The 17857-nt window shown below is 71.6% G+C and carries 21 protein-coding genes; 11 read left to right on the forward strand and 10 right to left on the reverse strand.

The genetic code is table 11. The features are described 5' to 3' along the window. Positions 1-21 precede the first annotated feature (21 nt). Both FJ658_RS07430 and ilvA read left to right on the forward strand, forming a co-directional pair. Complete coding sequence (locus FJ658_RS07430) at positions 22-1182, forward strand: AI-2E family transporter (RefSeq protein WP_141144720.1); 1161 nt, start codon at positions 22-24, stop codon at positions 1180-1182. Beyond that, entirely contained in the window at positions 1172-2455 is a 1284-nt protein-coding gene (ilvA, locus tag FJ658_RS07435) for a threonine ammonia-lyase (protein ID WP_141144721.1), read from the forward strand. Before FJ658_RS07430 ends, ilvA begins: the two co-directional genes overlap by 11 nt. A gap of 84 nt (positions 2456-2539) precedes the next feature. Here the strand turns inward: ilvA and greA are convergent, their stop codons facing one another. Together greA and FJ658_RS07445 are read right to left on the reverse strand one after the other, a co-directional pair. Next, a complete protein-coding gene (gene greA / locus FJ658_RS07440) occupies positions 2540-3031 on the reverse strand; it encodes a transcription elongation factor GreA (RefSeq protein ID WP_141144722.1) in 492 nt (163 codons plus the stop codon). Between the two features lie 108 nt (positions 3032-3139). Further along, a complete protein-coding gene (locus FJ658_RS07445) occupies positions 3140-3568 on the reverse strand; it encodes a DUF4307 domain-containing protein (RefSeq protein ID WP_181408369.1) in 429 nt (142 codons plus the stop codon). Positions 3569-3638: 70 nt separating this feature from the next. On the opposite strand from FJ658_RS07445, the gene FJ658_RS07450 reads away from it, so the two are divergent. The 4 genes from FJ658_RS07450 (at position 3639) to FJ658_RS16095 (ending at position 5329) form a co-directional block, all read left to right on the forward strand. Continuing rightward, a complete protein-coding gene (locus FJ658_RS07450; protein WP_181408370.1) occupies positions 3639-3947 on the forward strand; it encodes a hypothetical protein in 309 nt (102 codons plus the stop codon). A 52-nt stretch (positions 3948-3999) separates the two neighbouring features. Continuing rightward, positions 4000-4533, forward strand: a complete 534-nt coding sequence (locus FJ658_RS07455; RefSeq protein WP_141144724.1) for a hypothetical protein — start codon at positions 4000-4002, stop codon at positions 4531-4533. A 308-nt stretch (positions 4534-4841) separates the two neighbouring features. After that, a complete protein-coding gene (locus FJ658_RS07460; protein ID WP_141144725.1) occupies positions 4842-5192 on the forward strand; it encodes a hypothetical protein in 351 nt (116 codons plus the stop codon). After that, positions 5189-5329 carry a hypothetical protein gene (locus tag FJ658_RS16095; protein WP_181408371.1) on the forward strand — a complete coding sequence of 47 codons (141 nt, stop codon included), beginning with the start codon at positions 5189-5191 and terminating at the stop codon, positions 5327-5329. The genes FJ658_RS07460 and FJ658_RS16095 overlap by 4 nt, the downstream gene beginning before the upstream one ends. Before the next feature lie 45 nt (positions 5330-5374). Here the strand turns inward: FJ658_RS16095 and FJ658_RS07465 are convergent, their stop codons facing one another. Further along, positions 5375-6094, reverse strand: a complete 720-nt coding sequence (locus FJ658_RS07465; RefSeq protein ID WP_141144726.1) for a hemolysin III family protein — start codon at positions 6092-6094, stop codon at positions 5375-5377. A 63-nt stretch (positions 6095-6157) separates the two neighbouring features. On the opposite strand from FJ658_RS07465, the gene FJ658_RS07470 reads away from it, so the two are divergent. From FJ658_RS07470 to FJ658_RS07480, 3 genes are all read left to right on the forward strand, one after another. Further along, positions 6158-6943 (forward strand): isoprenyl transferase, encoded by a 786-nt coding sequence (locus FJ658_RS07470; RefSeq protein WP_141144727.1) that lies wholly within the window; start codon positions 6158-6160, stop codon positions 6941-6943. Beyond that, entirely contained in the window at positions 6940-8103 is a 1164-nt protein-coding gene (locus FJ658_RS07475) for an aminotransferase class V-fold PLP-dependent enzyme (RefSeq protein WP_255447616.1), read from the forward strand. Before FJ658_RS07470 ends, FJ658_RS07475 begins: the two co-directional genes overlap by 4 nt. Positions 8104-8382: 279 nt before the next feature. Next, positions 8383-9717, forward strand: a complete 1335-nt coding sequence (locus FJ658_RS07480; protein ID WP_255447634.1) for a PhoH family protein — start codon at positions 8383-8385, stop codon at positions 9715-9717. A 173-nt stretch (positions 9718-9890) separates the two neighbouring features. Here the strand turns inward: FJ658_RS07480 and FJ658_RS07485 are convergent, their stop codons facing one another. Beyond that, positions 9891-10190 carry a DUF1905 domain-containing protein gene (locus tag FJ658_RS07485; protein WP_141144728.1) on the reverse strand — a complete coding sequence of 100 codons (300 nt, stop codon included), beginning with the start codon at positions 10188-10190 and terminating at the stop codon, positions 9891-9893. Between the two features lie 108 nt (positions 10191-10298). On the opposite strand from FJ658_RS07485, the gene FJ658_RS07490 reads away from it, so the two are divergent. Together FJ658_RS07490 and FJ658_RS07495 are read left to right on the forward strand one after the other, a co-directional pair. Continuing rightward, positions 10299-10868, forward strand: a complete 570-nt coding sequence (locus tag FJ658_RS07490) for a prepilin peptidase (protein ID WP_141144729.1) — start codon at positions 10299-10301, stop codon at positions 10866-10868. 93 nt (positions 10869-10961) lie between these two features. Next, complete coding sequence (locus FJ658_RS07495) at positions 10962-12347, forward strand: MFS transporter (protein ID WP_141144730.1); 1386 nt, start codon at positions 10962-10964, stop codon at positions 12345-12347. Between the two features lie 38 nt (positions 12348-12385). Here FJ658_RS07495 and FJ658_RS07500 read toward each other — a convergent pair whose 3' ends face one another. From FJ658_RS07500 to FJ658_RS16815, 6 genes are all read right to left on the reverse strand, one after another. Further along, positions 12386-13777 (reverse strand): class II fumarate hydratase, encoded by a 1392-nt coding sequence (locus FJ658_RS07500; RefSeq protein WP_141144731.1) that lies wholly within the window; start codon positions 13775-13777, stop codon positions 12386-12388. A 38-nt stretch (positions 13778-13815) separates the two neighbouring features. Then, complete coding sequence (locus FJ658_RS07505) at positions 13816-14445, reverse strand: carbonic anhydrase (protein WP_141144732.1); 630 nt, start codon at positions 14443-14445, stop codon at positions 13816-13818. Next, the gene (locus FJ658_RS07510) at positions 14442-15149 is read right to left on the reverse strand and encodes a DUF4245 domain-containing protein (protein ID WP_141144733.1); all 708 of its coding nucleotides are present in this window, start codon (positions 15147-15149) and stop codon (positions 14442-14444) included. Before FJ658_RS07510 ends, FJ658_RS07505 begins: the two co-directional genes overlap by 4 nt. Beyond that, positions 15146-15394 carry an exodeoxyribonuclease VII small subunit gene (locus FJ658_RS07515; protein WP_141144886.1) on the reverse strand — a complete coding sequence of 83 codons (249 nt, stop codon included), beginning with the start codon at positions 15392-15394 and terminating at the stop codon, positions 15146-15148. The genes FJ658_RS07510 and FJ658_RS07515 overlap by 4 nt, the downstream gene beginning before the upstream one ends. 40 nt (positions 15395-15434) lie before the next feature. Beyond that, positions 15435-16688, reverse strand: coding sequence for an exodeoxyribonuclease VII large subunit (gene xseA, locus FJ658_RS07520; RefSeq protein ID WP_141144734.1), 1254 nt, complete (start codon positions 16686-16688; stop codon positions 15435-15437). 373 nt (positions 16689-17061) lie between these two features. After that, the coding region (locus FJ658_RS16815; RefSeq protein ID WP_255447617.1) for an HNH endonuclease signature motif containing protein at positions 17062-17857 on the reverse strand (796 nt) is incomplete at its 5' end.

Raw genomic sequence — 17857 nt, forward strand, 5'->3', positions numbered from 1 at the left:
GGCCGGTCCTAGACTCGGCGCATGCCCGTATTCCGCTCGCGCGATGAACGCAAGAACGACGCCCTGACCCGGGAGACGCTCGACTCCGTGAGCCCGGGTATGCGGATCGCCGCGGCCTGGTCGTGGCGCCTCCTGGTGGTCGCGGCGGCGCTCGCGCTCGTCGGCTTCCTGGTCGTGCAGCTGCGTCTCATCGTGGTGCCGCTGTTCGTCGCGATCATCCTCGCGGCGCTGCTCGTGCCCTTCTCGCAGTGGCTGCAGCGGCACGGCTGGCCGAAGTGGCTCACCGTCGCCGTGAGCGAGATCGGCGTGATCGGCATCGTCGTCGGGCTCATCACGCTCGTCGTCTCGCAGGTGCGCTCGGGCTATCCGGCGCTCGCGAAGCGCACGGTCGAGCAGTACGACGCACTGACGTCGTGGCTGCACGGGCCGCCGTTCAACCTCAGCGACGCGCAGATCGCCGACTACCTCGACCAGCTCTGGAAGAGCGTGCAGTCCGACTCCTCGACGCTGCTGTCGGGCGCGCTGGATGCGGGATCGACCGCCGGGCACGTGCTCGCCGGCATCCTGCTCGTGCTCTTCTCGACCCTGTTCATCCTGATCGACGGCAAGCGCATCTTCCTCTGGATCGCGCGCCTGTTCCCGAAGAAGGCGCGCACCGCCGTCGTCGGCGCCGGCGAGGCAGGCTGGCTCACGCTGACCCGCTTCGTGAAGGTGCAGATCTTCGTCGCCTTCGTGGATGCGGTCGGCATCGGCGTCGGCGCCTGGATCCTCGGGCTGTTCTACGGCGGCTTCCCGCTCGTCGTCCCGATCGCGGTCGCCGTATTCCTCGGGTCGTTCATCCCGGTCGTCGGAGCGGTCGTGTCGGGCGTGCTCGCCGTGTTCGTAGCCCTCGTGTTCCTCGGCCCGATCCCCGCGGTGATCATGCTCGGCATCGTGCTGCTCGTGCAGCAGGTCGAGGGCCACATCCTGCAGCCCTTCGTGATGGGGACCGCCGTCAAGGTGCACCCGCTGGCCGTCGTGCTGGCGGTCGCCGCGGGCGGATTCCTCGCCGGCATCGCGGGCGCGTTCTTCGCTGTGCCGCTCATCGCCACGCTCAATGTCATGGTCGGGTACGTCGCCCGAGGAGAATGGCGAGGCAACCCGCACCCTGCCCTGGAGGACGTGACCACGGATGTCCGCTGACCTCGCCGCCGTCGACCCGGCCGATCCCGCCGACCCGAGCGTGCCGCTGCCCGGACCGACCCTCGACGACATCCGGGCCGCGCGCGAGCGCCTCGTCGGCGTCGTCGACGTCACGCCGATCCAGGGCTCGCGCTACCTCGAAGAGCTGCTCGGCGCGCCCGTGCGCCTCAAGGTCGAGAGCCTGCAGCGCACCGGCTCGTACAAGATCCGCGGCGCCTACAACCGCCTCTCGCAGCTGAGCCCCGAGGAGCGCGACCGCGGCGTCGTCGCCGCCTCGGCCGGCAACCATGCCCAGGGCGTCGCGCTCGCCGCGCGCGAGCTCGGCATCAAGGCCACGATCTTCATGCCGATCGGCGTCGCCCTGCCCAAGCTGCAGGCGACCCGCGGCTACGGCGCCGACGTCGTGCTTCACGGTCGGGTCGTGGATGAGACCCTCGCCGCCGCGGGGGAGTTCGCCGAGCGCACGGGCGCGGTCATCATCCCGCCCTTCGACCACCACGACGTGGTGGCCGGGCAGGGCACGCTCGCGCTCGAGATCCTCGAGCAGGTGCCCGACGTGGCGAACGTGGTCGTGCCGATCGGCGGCGGCGGGCTCATCGCCGGCGTCGCGTCGGCGTTCGCGCAGCTCGAGCCCGAGATCGGCCGCCGCGTGCGCATCATCGGCGTGCAGGCCGCCAACGCGGCCGCGTATCCGCCCTCGCTCTCGGCGGGGGAGCCGGTCACGATCATCACCTCGCCGACCATCGCCGACGGCATCCACGTCGCCCGCCCCGGCCGACTCAACTTCGACCTCGTGCAGCGCACCGTCGACACGGTCGTGACGGTCGACGACGACGACACCGCCCGCGCCCTGCTCGTGCTGCAGGAGCGCGCCAAGCTCGTCGTCGAGCCCGCCGGCGCGGTCGGCGTCGGCGCGGCCCTCGCCGGCAGCCTGCGCGTCGAGGGCACCACGGTCTTCCTGCTCAGCGGCGGCAACATCGACCCGATGGTCATGGAGCGCGTGATCGGCCGCGGACTCGCGGCCTCGGCCCGCTACCTCAAGGTGCGCATCCCGCTGCCCGACATCCCCGGGCAGCTCTCGACCATCTCGGCCGTCATCGCGGATGCGAACGCCAACGTCGTCGAGGTGCTGCACACCCGGCACGGGCTGGGGCTGCAGATCAGCGAGGTGTCGATCGAGATCCACATGGAGACGCGCGGGCAGGAGCACGCGGAGCAGGTGCTGCAGCATCTGCGCGAGGCCGGGTACCGGCCGTACCTCGACACGGTGTAGTCGCGGCACTCTGCCGAGAACGCCGAACGGCGGCCGCCCCGGGTCGGGGCGGCCGCCGTCAGCGGTCGTGCTGGGTGTGTGCGCTCAGCCGGTGTAGGTCTCGACGTCGACGATCTCGACGCTGATCTCGCGGCCGTTCGGCGCGGTGTAGCTGGCCTTGTCGCCGATCTTCAGGCCGAGGATGGCCTGGCCCAGGGCGCTGGTCTGCGGGTAGACGTCGAGGTCGGCGCCGTCGTCGGCGATCTCGCGGCTGCCGAGCAGGAACTTCGACTCGTCGCCGGCGATCTTCGCGGTCACGACCGTGCCGTTCTCGACGACGCCGTGGCTCTCGGGCGCGTCGCCGACGGTCGCGTCCTTCAGCAGCGCGGTCAGCGAGCGGATGCGGGCCTCGATCTTGCCCTGCTCGTCCTTCGCCGCGTGGTAGCCGCCGTTCTCCTTGAGGTCGCCCTCCTCGCGAGCCGCCTCGATCTTCTTGGCGATGTCGGCGCGCGCGGGTCCGCTCAGCTCGGCGAGCTCGGCGGAGAGACGGTCGTAGGCCTCCTGGGTGAGCCAGGTGGTCGATGCCGTGTCGGTCATTCGGGTGCTCCTCTGCGGGATACCGGGTGAGACCGGCGGATGCCGGAATCGCCCCTCACAAGAACAAGAGACCGGCCGAGCGGGCCGGTCTCTCAGAATCGCGCCAGTCTAAGAGAGCCAGCAGCGGTTGATCAACCCGGTCACAGCGGGCTCTGAGGTGCGGATCGTGGTGCTGAAGGTGCGCACCTGCTGGTCGCTCGCCGGCACCGGGATGATCTTCCAGCCTACGATCGCGTGGTTGTCGTTCTGCGCCTCGACGGCGCAGTGCACCTCGGCGTTCGCGGGGGCGCTGAGCTGCCAGCGCACGGTCGCCTCGCGCGTCGTGACGTCGTGACCCAGGTCGGTCGCCTCGACGGCGGAGCTCGGGCCCAGGATGCCGGTCCAGACGACCCAGACGATGGCCAGCGCCGAGAGCGCGACGATGCCCGACACCAGGATGATCAGGTTGCGGCGGCGCGAGCGCGGGCCGCGGCCGTAGCGCGACTCGAGCACGGCGGCGTTCGGGGTGCCGCCCGCGGGGGCCTGCTCGGTGCTCACGTCCAACTCCGTCCGACTACGCTGGAAGCAAGGCTATTCGTTCGGCTTGAGGGGAAGATCCATAGTGTTCGTGGCCACGGTGCTTTCGGCACGGATCGCGACGGCCGTGTCGCCGTCGCCCTCGCCCTCGGGTCCGCCCGACGTGCTCGTCACCCCCGGACCCTGGGGCTTCATCGCGATCGCCGGCATCGCCCTGGCCGCGATCGTGCTGATCGTCGACATGGTGCGCCGCACGCGCCGCCTGCGCTACCGCAGCGAGATCCGCGAGCGCCTCGAGGCCGAGGCAGCCGCTGCCGCCGGCGATGCCTCGTCGACCGAGGCCGAGTCGACCGGTGCGGGTCCCTCGCACGACGAGCCGGAGACCGGGTCGCGCGCCTAGCCCCTGTGGACAATTCCGTCCCAGGATGCGCGGGGTGCTCTAGCGTCGGAGCATGATCCGATCGCGCGTTCCGCTGTTCGTCGCAGCCGCGAGCGCGACCCTGCTCCTCGCCGGCTGCGTCGGCGGGGGAGCAGATCCGACGCCGAAGCCGAGCCCCTCGGATGCGCCGCTCTTCTCCTCCGGCGAGGAGGCGCTGAAGGCGGCCGAGAAGGCATACCAGGCGTATCTCGACGTCTCCAATGCGCTTGGCGCGTCAGGGTGGGTCGACCCGTCTGGGCTTCGTGAAGTTGCAACCGGAAACGCGTTGAAGGGCGATGAAGAAGGCGCAAAGGACTTCGCTTCGAAGGGACTCAAACAGCTCGGGTCGCGAACCTTCGATTCCATGCGAGTGCAGAGCGTCTCGGATTCACTGACCACGTACGTCTGCATTGATGTCTCGCAGACGGACGTGGTCGATCAGAGTGGGAACTCCATCGTTTCAGCTGACCGCCCGGGCAGAGTTCCGGTCGTCGTGACCTTCGACAGCGTGAAGGAACACCTGCTGCTATCGGAAAGCAAAACGTGGTCTGGCGAAAACTTCTGCTGACGGCGGTCGTAGCCGCGAGTTCGTTCGGTGTTGCGCCCGCGGCATCATCGGCCGCCGGCGACGGGTGCTACGCCGATTCAGTCCTGACAGGCGCGTGCACCTTCGACGGCGGCGTGAACGTCGGGGCGACCCGACCGGGGTCCGGAGCAGGCTCCCCGGCGCCTGGTGGCGCAAGCTCAGGCTCAGACGACGCTAATGCTGGCGGCGGCGCGGCCGGAGGAGGGGCGACCACCGCATCCCCGTGCGGCGACATCGAGTGCCTGCGCGACGCGATCCGCGGGTCGGACGGCGGCGCGGGCGTCATCTCGGTGTCGGACATCGCCACGTTCATCCCGCAGAAGCCGACCGCGCGCACCGAGCCGAACGGGTGGGGCGTGCGCGGGCTCGACACGAACGTGATCGCGTCGGCTCCGCAGCACACGGTCGACGGAACCCTGCTGGGCGCGACAGCGCAGGTGCGGTTCACCGCATCCGGATACCGCTTCGACTACGGCGACGGCACGCCGGCGCGGGCGACGACCGTCGGCGGCAACACCTGGGCGAAGCAGGGTCTGCGCGCCTTCGACCCACGCCGACCAGCCACGTCTATACCGCCAAGGGCACCTTCGCGGCGACGGTCTCGGTCGTCTACCGCGCCGAGTTCCGTGTCGACGGCATGACGACCTGGGCGCCGGTCACCGGCACGCTGACGATCGCGGCCGAGGCGCCGCTCAGCATCCGCGTCGCCGATGCCAGCACCGTGCTCGTCGACAAGGACTGCCGGCAGAACCCGTCGGGTCCGGGCTGCGGTCCCTGACGGGAACGGGCAGGTGTCGAAGCGCGCCGAGCGTGCTCTCGAGGACTACAGGGCCGGCGGGTTGATCGTGATCAGCAGAATGCCCACCCATTGGCACAGGAATGCGATCACCGTGCAGCTGTGGAACATCTCGTGGAAGCCGAACACCCCGGGCACCGGGTTCGGCCGCTTCGTGCCGTAGAAGATCGCGCCCGTCGTGTAGGCGGCGCCGCCGATCAGGATGAGCACCATCGTCGCCACGTTCGCGTTCACCAGATCGACGATGTAGAGCATCGCCGCCCAGCCGAGCGCCAGGTACAGCGGCACGTAGAGCCAGCGCGGCGCACTCAGCCAGAAGATGCGGAAGCCGATGCCCAGCAGCGCGCCGCCCCACACGATCGACAGCAGCACGACCGCCTTCGCGGTCGGCAGGCAGCAGACCGCGATCGGCGTGTAGGTGCCCGCGATCAGCAGGAAGATGTTCGAGTGATCGAGGCGGCGGAAGATCGCCTTGACCTTCGGGCTCCAGTTGATGCGGTGGTAGGTCGCGCTGATGCCGAACAGCAGCAGCGACGAGAGCATGAACACCGCGGCGGCGGCGCGAGCGGCCGTGTTCGCGGCCACCAGCATGAGCACGATGCCGAGCACGATCGCCAGCGGGAACGTCGCCAGGTGGATCCAGCCGCGCCAGCGCGGCTTCACCTCGTCGGTCGACGACGGCGGATGCGCGATCGCATCGGCGACCAGGGGGATGTGGTCGCGTTCGAGGTCTGCCGGTGCCGCCATGCGCCGATACTAGGGCCGCCGCGTCCAGGAAGACTGTGCGATCCCGTGGACTAGCGTTGGTGCGTGAGCGAGCAGCGTGAGACCGGCGGCAGCGGTCTGCTCTACGGCCTCTACCAGGCCCGCCTGCGTCGCGGGCTCTCGAAGCTCCAGCTTCCCCGCCACGTCGCGATGATCATCGACGGCAACCGCCGCTGGGCCCGCCTGCGCGCGCTCGAGACCGCCGCCCACGGCCACCGTGCCGGGGCCGCGAAGATGCACGACTTCCTGCGCTGGTGCGACGACCTCGGCATCCGCGTCGTCACGCTCTACCTGCTGTCGACCGACAACCTCAAGGGCCGCGACAGCGCCGAGCTCGACGAGCTCGTGCAGATCATCGCCGAGCTGGCCGACGACATCTCGCGCGAGCCGAGCTGGCGCGTGCAGCACGTCGGTGCGAGCGACGGCCTGCCCGACTCGCTCGTCGAGGCGCTGCGCGGCGCCGAGCAGCGCACCGCCGGTCACGACGGCCTGCACGTGAACCTCGCGGTCGGCTACGGCGGGCGTCGCGAGATCGCGGATGCGATGCGCAGCATCGTCGAGAAGCACGGCGCCGGCGGCGGCACCCTCGACGACCTCGCCGAGCTGCTCACGCCCGAGACGATCGGCGAGCACCTCTACACGCAGGGTCAGCCCGATCCCGACCTGATCATCCGCACGAGCGGCGAGCAGCGGCTCAGCGACTTCATGCTGTGGCAGAGCGCGCACAGCGAGTTCTACTTCGTCGAGGCGCTCGGCCCCGACCTGCGCGAGGTCGACTTCCTGCGCGCTCTGCGCGACTACGCCAGCCGGCACCGGCGGTTCGGGCAGTGAGCCCGCTGTTCGGGCGCGATCGCGCCGAGGCCATCGACCCGGTGCTCGAGGCCTTCGTCGACAGCTTCGGCGAGGAGCCCGGCTGGCTCGACTTCGGCCGCTTCGGACCCGTGGGCCGCGTCGTGCTCGACGAGGAGGCCGGACTGCGCCACGTGCTGGAGCACGTGCGCTTCGGCTCGCTCGCCGTCGTCGACGGGCAGCACGAGCGGGTGAAGCGCGCCGCCGCCGCCGTCACCGGCTTCCGCCCCGATCAGGTCGTCTTCCAGCCGAACACGACGCAGGCGCTCATGCAGGCGACCTTCGGCGTCACCGGCGACATCGCGCTCTCGCTCGGCGAGTTCCCGGCGCTGACCTTCGCCGCGCAGCGCGCCAGCGAAGTGCTCAAGGTCGGCAGCCCGCAGTGGCTGCGCACTGATCACGGCCGCGTCACGCCGGGCGAGCTGCGCGACCAGCTCACCCCGCGGGTCGCCGCCGTCGCCGTCAGCCTCGTCGACTACCGCACGGGTTACCTCGCCGACCTCGACGGCATCCGCCAGGTCATCGGCGACCGCCTGCTCATCGTCGACGCCACGCAGGGCTTCGGGGTCGTGGATGCGCCGCTCCACCTGGCCGACGTGCTCGCGGCGGGCGGGCAGAAGTGGCCGCGCGCCGGCTGGGGCACCGGGTTCCTCGCTCTCAGCGACCGCGCGGTCGAGCGGCTCACGCCGGTCTGGTCGGGCTGGACCGGCACGGACTCGCCGACTCAGCCGATGGACGAGGTGCTGCCGCCCTCGCGCAGCGCCGCCGCGTTCCAGGTGTCGAACGGCGACCCGGTCGCGCAGGCGCGCTTCGCCGCGGCGCTGGAGCAGATCGCCGAGACCGGGGTGGCGCGCATCCAGGAGCGCATCGCCGCGACCGTCTCGCGCATCATCGACCTCGCCGACGAGCACGGCCTGCCGATCGCCTCGCCGCGCGCCGAAGACGAGCGCGCGGGCATCGTCGTGCTCGAGCCGGGCGACGACCGCCTGACGACGCTCACCGCGTCGCTGCACAACCACGGCGTCTCGGCGACGACGCGCGACGGACGAGTGCGCCTGAGCCCGCACGCCTCGACCTCCGAGGAGACGCTGACGATGCTCGCCTCGGCGCTCACCGCGTTCGCGACGACCGCGCCGCGCTGACGTCGGCGGCTTCTTCCACCCGGCTCGATTCCGGAGCCTCTGTCACGCATGTGACAGGAATTCACCGACCCGTAACATCCGTTGGCGTGTCGGAGCGCGTGGCGCTGGATCGCAGGCATAGCGTCGGCCCCATCAGACACGGCGTCTGATCGGAGCGGCCACATAAGTTCGCCTCCGACGAGCCCCGGCCGCTTGCGAAACGTGAGAACCGGATGCCTCACGCATCCGGGCAAGGAGTGGCCAGTGCCCGCGCTCGACAAGTCCCTGCAGTCCTCGCCCATCGCCGCCGCCGACACGCGACGACGCACCACCAGGAAGCAGGGGGAGCGCACGTACGTGCTCGACACCTCCGTGCTCCTGAGCGACCCGCACGCCCTGTTCCGCTTCGCGGAGCACTCGGTCGTGCTGCCGGTCGTGGTGATCGCCGAGCTGGAGGCCAAACGCCACGATCCCGAGATCGGCTACTTCGCGCGGCAGGCGCTGCGCATCCTCGACGAGATGCGCATCGAGCACGAGCGCCTCGACTTCCCGATCCCGGTGGGGGATGCGGGCGGCAGCATCCGCGTCGAGCTGAACCACTCGAACATGTCGGTGCTCCCCTCGGGGCTGCAGCTCAACGACAACGACTCGCGCATCCTCGCGGTCGCGCTGAACCTGGCCGGCGACGGACTCGACGTGACCGTCGTCTCGAAGGACCTGCCGCTGCGCGTCAAGGCCGCCTCGATCGGCCTCGCCGCCGAGGAGTACCGGGCCGAGCTCGCCCCCGAATCCGGGTGGACCGGCCTGGCCGAGATCGACCTGTCGAGCGAGCAGATGGCCCAGCTCTACGACGACGACCGCCTCAGCACCCGCGCGGTGGCCGACCTGCCGATCAACACGAGCCTCGTCATCCGCTCCGACCGCGGCAGCGCCCTCGGCCGGGTGACCGGCAAGGGCGAGCTGAGCGTCGTGCGCGGCGACCGCGACGTCTTCGGCCTGCACGGCCGCAGCGCCGAGCAGCGCCTGGCGATCGACCTGCTGCTCGACCCCGAGATCGGCATCGTGTCGCTCGGCGGCCGCGCCGGAACCGGCAAGAGCGCCCTCGCCCTCTGCGCGGGCCTCGAGGCGGTGCTCGAGAAGCAGCAGCACCGCAAGATCATGGTGTTCCGTCCGCTCTACGCGGTCGGCGGCCAGGAGCTCGGCTACCTGCCCGGCGACGCCCAGGAGAAGATGAACCCCTGGGGTCAGGCCGTGTTCGACACCCTCGGCGCCCTCGTCAGCGAGAACGTTCTCGAAGAGGTCATGGAGCGCGGGCTGCTCGAGGTGCTGCCGCTCACGCACATCCGCGGCCGCTCGCTGCACGACGCCTTCGTGATCGTGGATGAGGCCCAGTCGCTCGAGCGGAACGTGCTGCTGACCGTGCTCTCGCGCATCGGCCAGAACTCGCGCGTCGTGCTCACCCACGACGTCGCCCAGCGCGACAACCTGCGGGTCGGACGCCACGACGGCGTCGCGAGCGTCATCGAGACGCTCAAGGGCCACCCGCTGTTCGCGCACATGACCCTGACCCGGTCGGAGCGGTCCGCCGTCGCCGCCCTGGTCACCGAGCTGCTGGAGTCGAACGAGCTGGCCTAGGCCCAGCCCGGCCGGCGCGCGCGACTCCGGCGCCACCCTGCCCCGAAGAGGAACACCGCACCACCGCCCCGAATCGCACGACTGCCCCATCGCACCAGGGAAGCGCCCGCATCCGAGAACCCGACGAGGATGCGGGCGCTGTCCTGTGGCGGCGCTGTCCTGATCCAGCCGACTCAGGTCGCGATGTCGAGCCGCAGATCGAGCACGTCGCCCAGGTCGAGGTCGTGCGCATCCTGCACGACCTTCTTCACCGGCACGATGTAGGCGCCGTCCTTCGGCCAGAGCGACGTGGCCCAGGTGGTCGTGCGGCCGTCGCGGTCGAGATGCGCGGTGACCGGGATCATGCCCCAGCCGTAGCTGACGGCGCCGGCGACCTCGCCGATCGCGGCGGCCTCGGCGGGCGGCACGGTCACGAAGTGGAACGGCGACGGGCCGCGCCAGAACCAGAGGTCTCCCGAGAACGCCAGCTGCATCGCCCCAGGCTAGGGCGGTCGGCGCTCGCGCCGGAAGGCGCCGAGGCCTTCCGGGCCTGTGGACAATGCGTCGCATGCCCTCGCGCATCCGCCTAGCCTCACGGGGTGATGACGGAGACGGCGAGCCCGGCGCCGGTGCGGAACGTCCTACCGCTCCGGCTCGTCTGGCAGGTGCCGGTCACGCTCGTGCTCGTCGCGCTGGTGGTCGCGACGACCGGGGTGACCATGGCCGCGGTGCCCGCCATCGCGCTCGCTGCGGTGGCGGCCGAGCTGGCGCGCACCGACGCCACCGTGCACCGCCTGCCGAACCGGCTCACCGTCCCCGTCATCGCCATCGGCCTGGTCGTCACCGGCGTGCGCCTGCTGCTCGGCGAGCTGTGGGCACCCGGACTGCTGCCCGTCGCCGCCGTCAGCGGGACCGTGCTCGCGCTCGGTCTCGTCGGCGCCTTCGGGATGGGCGACGCGAAGCTCGGGATCGCGATGGCGCTCGCGGGTCCGACGCCGCTCGTGATCGTGGCGGCGCCGATCCTGGGAACGCTGTTCGCCGGAGTCGCCGCGGTCGTCGTGCTCGCGCGCGGCGGACGAGGGCGACGGCTGCCGCTGGGTCCGTTCCTGCTGGCGGGATGGGCGGTCGCGCTCGCCCTGCAGTTCGCGCTCGCGGTGACCTCGCCTGCCTGAGACCCGCGCCGCGCGGGCTAGTCTGGAGGGCTGCGGCGTGCGCCGCCCGGTCCTGCACGGCCGACGACCCTCCACCGACGCAAGGCCAGTTCCGTGACGCTCTCCGATCGACCCGCGAGTCTGCTCGCGCCGCAGTTCCGTGCCACCACGATCGGCTCGTTCGCACTCGTCTTCCTCGGCGCTTTCGAGGCGCTCGCCGTGACGACGGTCATGCCGGCCGTCACCGCCGAGCTGAACGGCGACGCGTACTATGCCCTGGCGTTCTCGGGCACGCTCGCCGCCTCGGTCGTCGGCGTCGTGGTGGCCGGGCGCTGGTCGGATCGTCGTGGGCCGGTCGCGCCGCTGCTCACGGCGACCGCGGTCTTCCTGGTGGGGCTGATCGTCGCCGGCTCGGCGTCGCTCATGGAGGTGTTCGTCGTCGGGCGCCTGCTGCAGGGCTTCGGCTCGGGCGCGATCAACGTCGCCCTCTACGTCGTCGTGGCCCGCCTGTATCCGGCGGCGCTGCATCCGCGCATCTTCGGCGCCTTCGCGGCGGCCTGGGTTCTGCCGTCGATGGTCGGTCCGCCCGTGGCCGGCTGGGTGGCCGAGCAGATCAGCTGGCACTGGGTGTTCCTCGGCGTCGCCGTGCTCGTGCTCGGCGCCGCGGCGCTGATGGTGCCCGCGATCCGGCAGATCTCCGCGGGCGGGCGGGCCCACGAGGCGGAGGACAACGCCGTCGCCGAGCAGACCGGTCCCGGCTCGCTGGTCTCGATCGTGCTCGCGCTCGTGGTCGCGGCCGCCGTGCTGGCGATCTCGCTGGCGCAGCAGCTCCCGACCCCGTTCGACTGGCCGGTCGCGATCGTCGCCCTGATCGTCGCCGGAGTCGCGGCGCGCCCGCTGCTGCCCCGCCGCACCCTGCTGGCCGCCCGGGGACTGCCGGCGACCGTGCTGCTGCGCGGGCTCGTCGCGGCGGCCTTCTTCGCCGCCGAGATCTACATGCCGCTCATGCTGCACGAGCGCGACGGCCTGCCGCTCTCGGTCTCGGGCCTGATCCTGACCGTCGGCGCTGTGTCGTGGGCGGCGGGCTCGCATCTGCAGGGCCGCGTCGGCGAGCGTTTCGGCTCGACGGCGATCGCGCGCGTCGGCACAGCGCTCATCGCGGTCGGCATCACGGTGCAGCTGCTGGATGCGCTGCTCGGCCTGGGCCCGGTGGTCGCCGCCGCCGGGTGGCTGGTCGCCGGTGCCGGCATGGGCACCGTCTTCCCGCGCGTGGCGACGCTCGCCCTCGCCTACTCGACCCCGCGCAACCAGGGTTTCAACAGCGCGGCGCTGTCGATCTTCGACGCGGCGAGCAGCGCGACCTCGATCGCGATCGCGGGACTGCTGTTCGCCCTGCTCGGCGGCACCGGCAATCCCGTCGCCTATGCCGCCGCGTTTGCGCTCAGCGCCGTGGTGGCGCTGCTCGCGCAGCCGGTCGCGGCGCGCACGGCGGCCGCCTGATTCGGCGCCCCTCGACGGCGCGCCGAATCACGAGAGCGTCAGGGGTGCGTCATCGACGCGACGTCGAGCGCCTCGTCGAGCTGCGCCTCGGTGACCTCGCCGCGCTCGACGAAGCCGAGGTCGACGACGGCCTCGCGCACGGTCATGCCCTGCGCGACCGAGTGCTTGGCGATCTTCGCCGCGGCCTCGTAGCCGATGAGCTTGTTGAGCGGCGTCACGATCGAGGGCGACGACTCGGCCAGGGCGCGAGCGCGCTCGAGGTTGGCCTCGAGGCCGTCGATGGTCTTGTCGGCGAGCACGCGGGTCGAGTTCGCCAGCAGGCGGATCGACTCGAGCAGCGCGGTGCCCATGACCGGGATCGCGACGTTGAGCTCGAATGCGCCGGTCGCGCCGGCCCAGGCGATGGTCGCGTCGTTGCCGATGACGCGGGCGCCGACCATGATCACGGCCTCGGGGATGACCGGGTTGACCTTGCCGGGCATGATCGACGATCCGGGCTGCAGGTCGGGGATGTGCAGCTCGCCGAGGCCGGTGTTCGGGCCCGAGCCCATCCAGCGCAGGTCGTTGCTGATCTTGGTCAGCGAGACGGCGATGACGCGCAGCGCGCCGGAGGCGTCGACGAGTCCGTCGCGCGCGCCCTGCGCCTCGAAATGGTCGAGCGCCTCGGTGATCGGGAGCCCCGAGTTCTCGGCGAGCTCGGCGATGACCTTCTGCGGGAAGCCGAGGGGCGTGTTGATGCCGGTGCCGGTGGCGGTGCCGCCGAGCGGCACCTCGGCGACGCGGGGGAGCGCCGACTGCACGCGCTCGATCCCGAGGCGGATCTGGCGCGCGTAGCCGCCGAACTCCTGGCCGAGCGTGACCGGAGTGGCATCCATGAGGTGGGTGCGGCCCGCCTTGACGGCGTCCTTCCACAGCTCGGCCTTCTTCTCCAGCGCGACCGCGAGGTGGTCGAGCGCGGGGACGAGGTCGTGGATGAGCGCGCCCGTGACGGCGAGGTGCACCGAGGTCGGGAAGACGTCGTTCGACGACTGCGACATGTTCACGTGGTCGTTGGGGTGCACCGGCGAGCCGAGCTTCTCGGTCGCGAGCGTGGCGAGCACCTCGTTCATGTTCATGTTCGACGAGGTGCCCGAGCCGGTCTGGTAGGTGTCGACCGGGAAATGACCGTGGTGCTGCCCGGCGACGATCTCGTCGGCGGAGGCGGCGATCGCATCGGCGATGCCCTGATCGAGGATGCCGATCTGCGCGTTCACGATCGCGGCGGCGCGCTTGATGCGGGCGAGCGCGACGATCTGCCCGGCCTCGAGGCCGGTGCCCGAGATCGGGAAGTTCTCGACCGCGCGCTGCGTCTGCGCCCGGTAGAGGGCCGACGCGGGAACCCGCACCTCGCCCATCGTGTCGTGCTCGATCCGGAACTCTTCGGTGCTCACTGGGCGCGCAGGCCTTCCTCGGTCGGAGATGGGGGTGTCTAGTCCGCGTCGACGTCGATCACGCCGAGGGCGGCGTCCGGCACGACCCGCCCCTCGGAGAGGCGGTAGTTCGCGCCGACGATGCCCAGCGTACCGGCGGCGACCGCGTCGCTGATCAGCTCGGATCCGGCGAGCAGCTCGGCGATCGTCTCGCGCAGGTGCAGGCGGCCGATCGTCTCGGGATCGTTCTGGCCGATCACGCGGGCCCGACGAACCGAGGGGCGGATGGGGGCGATCAGGCTCGCGATGTGCGGCGGCAGGTTCGGCGGGTTCTTGGTCTCGGCGTCGATCGCGGCCTTGACGGCGCCGCAGGCGTCGTGGCCGAGCACGACGATGAGCGGCACGCCGAGCACGGCGACGGCGTACTCGAGCGAGCCGATGACGGAGTCGGAGACGACCTGGCCGGCGTTGCGCACCACGAAGAGGTCGCCGAGGCCCTTGTCGAAGATGATCTCGGCGGCGAGACGCGAGTCGGCGCAGCCGAACAGGGCCGCATCCGGAGCCTGGCCGCCGGCGAGCGACGCGCGCGTGTCGACGTCCTGGTGCGGGTGCTCCGGGGTTCCGGCGATGAAGTTCTCGTTGCCGCGGCGCATCTGGGTCCACGCCTGCTGGGGGGTGATGGTCGTCATCCCTGGTCCTCCGTCGTGTCGGTCGAGTCCGTCGTGTCGGTCGAGTCGGTCGAGTCGGTCGATGGCGTCTGGTCGCGGGATGCGGCGTCGGCGGCGACGGCCTCGGCGAGGGCGCGGAACTCGGCGTCGGTCGCCGTGCCGCTGAGCACGACGCGCGAGCCGCCGATCTCGGCCGCGAGGGCGTAGGCGAGGTTGCCCGGGTTGTCGGTGTCGCGGCGGTCGTAGACCGTCCAGACGATGCCGTCGATCGTCACGCTCTTCGTCGGGTTCGCGTCGTCGAGCCGGTTCGAGACCCAGCCGTCATCGGCGCCGACGCCCTGGCTCAGGCCGATGTACTGGCCGTCGGGGCTGAGGAAGCCGATGCGCCAGACCTCGGGCTTGCCCTTCGGCGCGGAGTAGTCGGCGCGGTTCGCGCTCCAGCCCTTGCCGGGCTCGGGCACGAGCAGGTGCTCGGCGGTCGCGCCCTGCGCGGCCTCGGCGGCGGCGGCGTAGTCGACGGGCTCGAGCTGCGAGCTCTGGTCGGGGCGCACGACCACGATCACGAGGAACGCGACGATCGCGAGCGACGCGATGAGGGCGATGACGAGGTTGAAGGTCGTCTGATTCGCGTAGTGCCTGCGGCGCGACTCGGCCTTGCGGTCGGCCGTCTCCTGCGGGGTCTCGGGGCGACCCAGCTCGGCGACGATGCGCGGTTCGGGGCTCACGAGGCGTCGTCGGCGGCCGCGCGGGCGGCATCGAGGCGGGCTCGGGCGCCGAGCAGCCACTCCTCGCAGCGCTTCGCCAGCGCCTCGCCGCGCTCCCAGAGCGCGAGGGACTGCTCGAGCGTCGCGGCGCCCTGCTCGAGCTGGGTCACGACCTGCACGAGCTCGTCGCGGGCCTGCTCGTAGCTGAGCTCGGCGATGTCGGCGTGGCTCGCGGCGGCGGTCGGGCCAGACGCGGGCCCGTCGATCAGGGTGCCGTCGGAGGGGGAGTCGGTCACGGCCACGATCCTACCCGCGGCCCTCGGCGCGCTCCGCCGCCTCGACCCCGTCGACCGTCGTCGTCACGGCGCCGTCGGCGACCGTGACCCGCAGGGCGGAGCCGACCGCCGCATCCTGGATCGAGCGCAGCGCGCGCCCGTCGGCAAGCTGCGCGATCGCGTAGCCGCGCTCGAGCGTGCGCTTCGGGCTGAGCGCGCGCAGGTGCCCGGTCAGCTCGCCGATGCGGGCGCCGGCGCGTTCGAGCCGATGGTCCATCAGCTCGCTGCCGCGCGACACCCAGCGCACGAGCTCTTCGGCACGGCTGTCGACGAGCCAGGCCGGATCGGCCATGACCGGACGAGAGCGCAGCTGCGTCAGCCGGTCGATCTCGTGACTCACGAGTCCGCTCACCCGCAGCTGGATGCGCCCCCGGGCCTGCTGCACGCGAGCCAGCTCCTCGGTGACGTCGGGCACGACCCGCTTCGCCGCATCCGTCGGGGTCGAGGCCCGCAGATCGGCGACCTCGTCGAGCAGCGGACGGTCGTTCTCGTGCCCGATCGCACTGACGATCGGCGTCTGCGCCGCGGCGGCCGTGCGCACGAGCGTCTCGTCGCTGAACACGAGCAGGTTCTGGAAGTCGCCGCCGCCGCGCGCGACGATGATGACGTCGACCTCGGGGTCCGCATCCAGTTCGCGGATGCGCGCCGCCACGTCGCTCGCCGCACGGTCGCCCTGCACGGCCGCATGCCGCACCCGGAAGCTCACGCTCGGCCAGCGCAGCTGCGCGTTGCGCAGCACGTCCTTCTCGGCGTCCGAATCCTTGCCGGTCACGAGCCCGATGCAGTGCGGCAGGAACGGCAGCTGCTTCTTGCGGCCCCCGTCGAACAGGCCCTCGTCGATCAGCTGACGGCGCAGGCGCTCCAGCCGCTCGAGCAGATCGCCGAGCCCGACGTGCTTGAGCTGCAGCACGTTCATGGTCAGGGTGCCGCCGCGCAGCCACCAGTCGGGCTTCACGAGCGCGACGACGCGGTCGCCCTGCGTGAAGTCCTCCGACAGCTTGGCGCGGGTGCTGGCCCACATCTGCAGCGAGACCGTCGCATCCTGCTCGAGGTCTTTGAGCTTCGCGTAGACGGCGCCGCCGCGCACGTTCCACTGGGTCAGCTCGCCCTCGACCCAGACCGCGCCGAGGCGGGCGATGTAGTCCTTGATCTTGCTCGAGAGCACCGAGACGGGCCAGGGCGATTCGGCCGAGGGGGCGGTCGAGTCCGCGGGGGCATCCGTCATGCGGCCAGGCTACGGGAGACGGGCGACGCGGCTCGTCGAGGATCCCCAGGCGCGTGGGGCAGGGAATCAGACGGCGCGCGATCGTGGACGGTGGATCAAGCGATCGAAGAATGGAGGCATCGCGCGCTCGAGGGCTGGAGTGCAGGCGATTGAGAACGGTAGCGATCTCGGCCCGAAAGCGCGACGACTCGATGGCACGCAGGGCCGACGTCGCGACGCCCAGTGAACCGCGGCGCTAGGGAACGGACAAGCCAGCGGATGCGCACGGGCGCGGGATCTCGCGGGCCGGCCGAGGCGACACGGAGCGCTCGGCGCGGCGCACGGCCCACGACGCATCGCGGTGCGACGCACCACGCGGCCGGGCGGTGTCGCACTAGAACGGTGGTCGCTCCGTCGCGAGGGGACCGCGCACTCGCGCGCCGATGGCAACGCCGGAGCTCGGGTCGGCACCGCGGTCGAGGCCCGGTGGGGGAGTCGGCATCCGGTCGGCCTTCGCCGTCCATCGGACTGCGACCGGCGGGGTCGGTGCGTCTTCGCGGTATACCCGGCCGGTGGGTGAGGTCCATTCGAGGATCCCGCCCGGGCGTTGTCTCACGCGCCAGGGGGTGAACTGCTTCGTCGAGTGATGTCGCTGGCAGAGGTGGGCGAGGTTGCCGAGTGCGGTGGGTCCGCCCTTCGCGGCGTCGACGGTGTGGTCGATCTCGCAGCGGATCGCGGGGCGGTGGCATCCGGGCCAGCGGCAGTGCTGGTCGCGGGCGCGGAGGTGGCGGCGCTGGTCCCCGGTGGGGCGGTAGCGGTCGACAGCGATGACCGTTCCGCGCACCGGATCGGTGAGGAGCCGGGTCAGCGACGGGGCGTTGCGGGCGAGGGTGCGCGCGGTGTCGGCGTCGATGGGGCTGCGTCCGATGAGGTCGGCGGGCTGGTGGTCGTGGCCGGTGAGGGTGAGCGCGGAGACGACGACCTGCACCTGGGCACGGATCGCGCCGAGCGCGCCCGGCCCATCGCCGTGCGCGGTCGGGTCGAGAGCGGGGGAGCCGGCGAGGAGCAGGTCGGCGAGAACGTCGGCGCGCACCTGATCGAGCGAGCGCCGGTCGGGGTCGTCGGCAGGAGCGGCGGCACGGGGCTCGATGGCATCGTCGTGCGCGCGCGCATCCACGATGACCTGCGCC

Source organism: Schumannella sp. 10F1B-5-1 (assembly GCF_006517535.1).
Lineage (GTDB): Bacteria > Actinomycetota > Actinomycetes > Actinomycetales > Microbacteriaceae > Schumannella.

Excerpts from the sequence above, each read along its gene's own strand:
- FJ658_RS07490 (WP_141144729.1), top strand. The coding sequence starts at position 10,299 with ATGACGGAGACGGCGAGCCCGGCGCCGGTGCGGAACGTCCTACCGCTC.
- FJ658_RS07430 (WP_141144720.1), top strand. The coding sequence starts at position 22 with ATGCCCGTATTCCGCTCGCGCGATGAACGCAAGAACGACGCCCTGACC.
- FJ658_RS07485 (WP_141144728.1), bottom strand. The coding sequence starts at position 10,190 with ATGCAGCTGGCGTTCTCGGGAGACCTCTGGTTCTGGCGCGGCCCGTCG.
- FJ658_RS16095 (WP_181408371.1), top strand. The coding sequence starts at position 5,189 with ATGACGACCTGGGCGCCGGTCACCGGCACGCTGACGATCGCGGCCGAG.
- xseA (WP_141144734.1), bottom strand. The coding sequence starts at position 16,688 with ATGACGGATGCCCCCGCGGACTCGACCGCCCCCTCGGCCGAATCGCCC.
- FJ658_RS07505 (WP_141144732.1), bottom strand. The coding sequence starts at position 14,445 with ATGACGACCATCACCCCCCAGCAGGCGTGGACCCAGATGCGCCGCGGC.
- ilvA (WP_141144721.1), top strand. The coding sequence starts at position 1,172 with ATGTCCGCTGACCTCGCCGCCGTCGACCCGGCCGATCCCGCCGACCCG.
- greA (WP_141144722.1), bottom strand. The coding sequence starts at position 3,031 with ATGACCGACACGGCATCGACCACCTGGCTCACCCAGGAGGCCTACGAC.
- FJ658_RS07465 (WP_141144726.1), bottom strand. The coding sequence starts at position 6,094 with ATGGCGGCACCGGCAGACCTCGAACGCGACCACATCCCCCTGGTCGCC.
- FJ658_RS07455 (WP_141144724.1), top strand. The coding sequence starts at position 4,000 with ATGATCCGATCGCGCGTTCCGCTGTTCGTCGCAGCCGCGAGCGCGACC.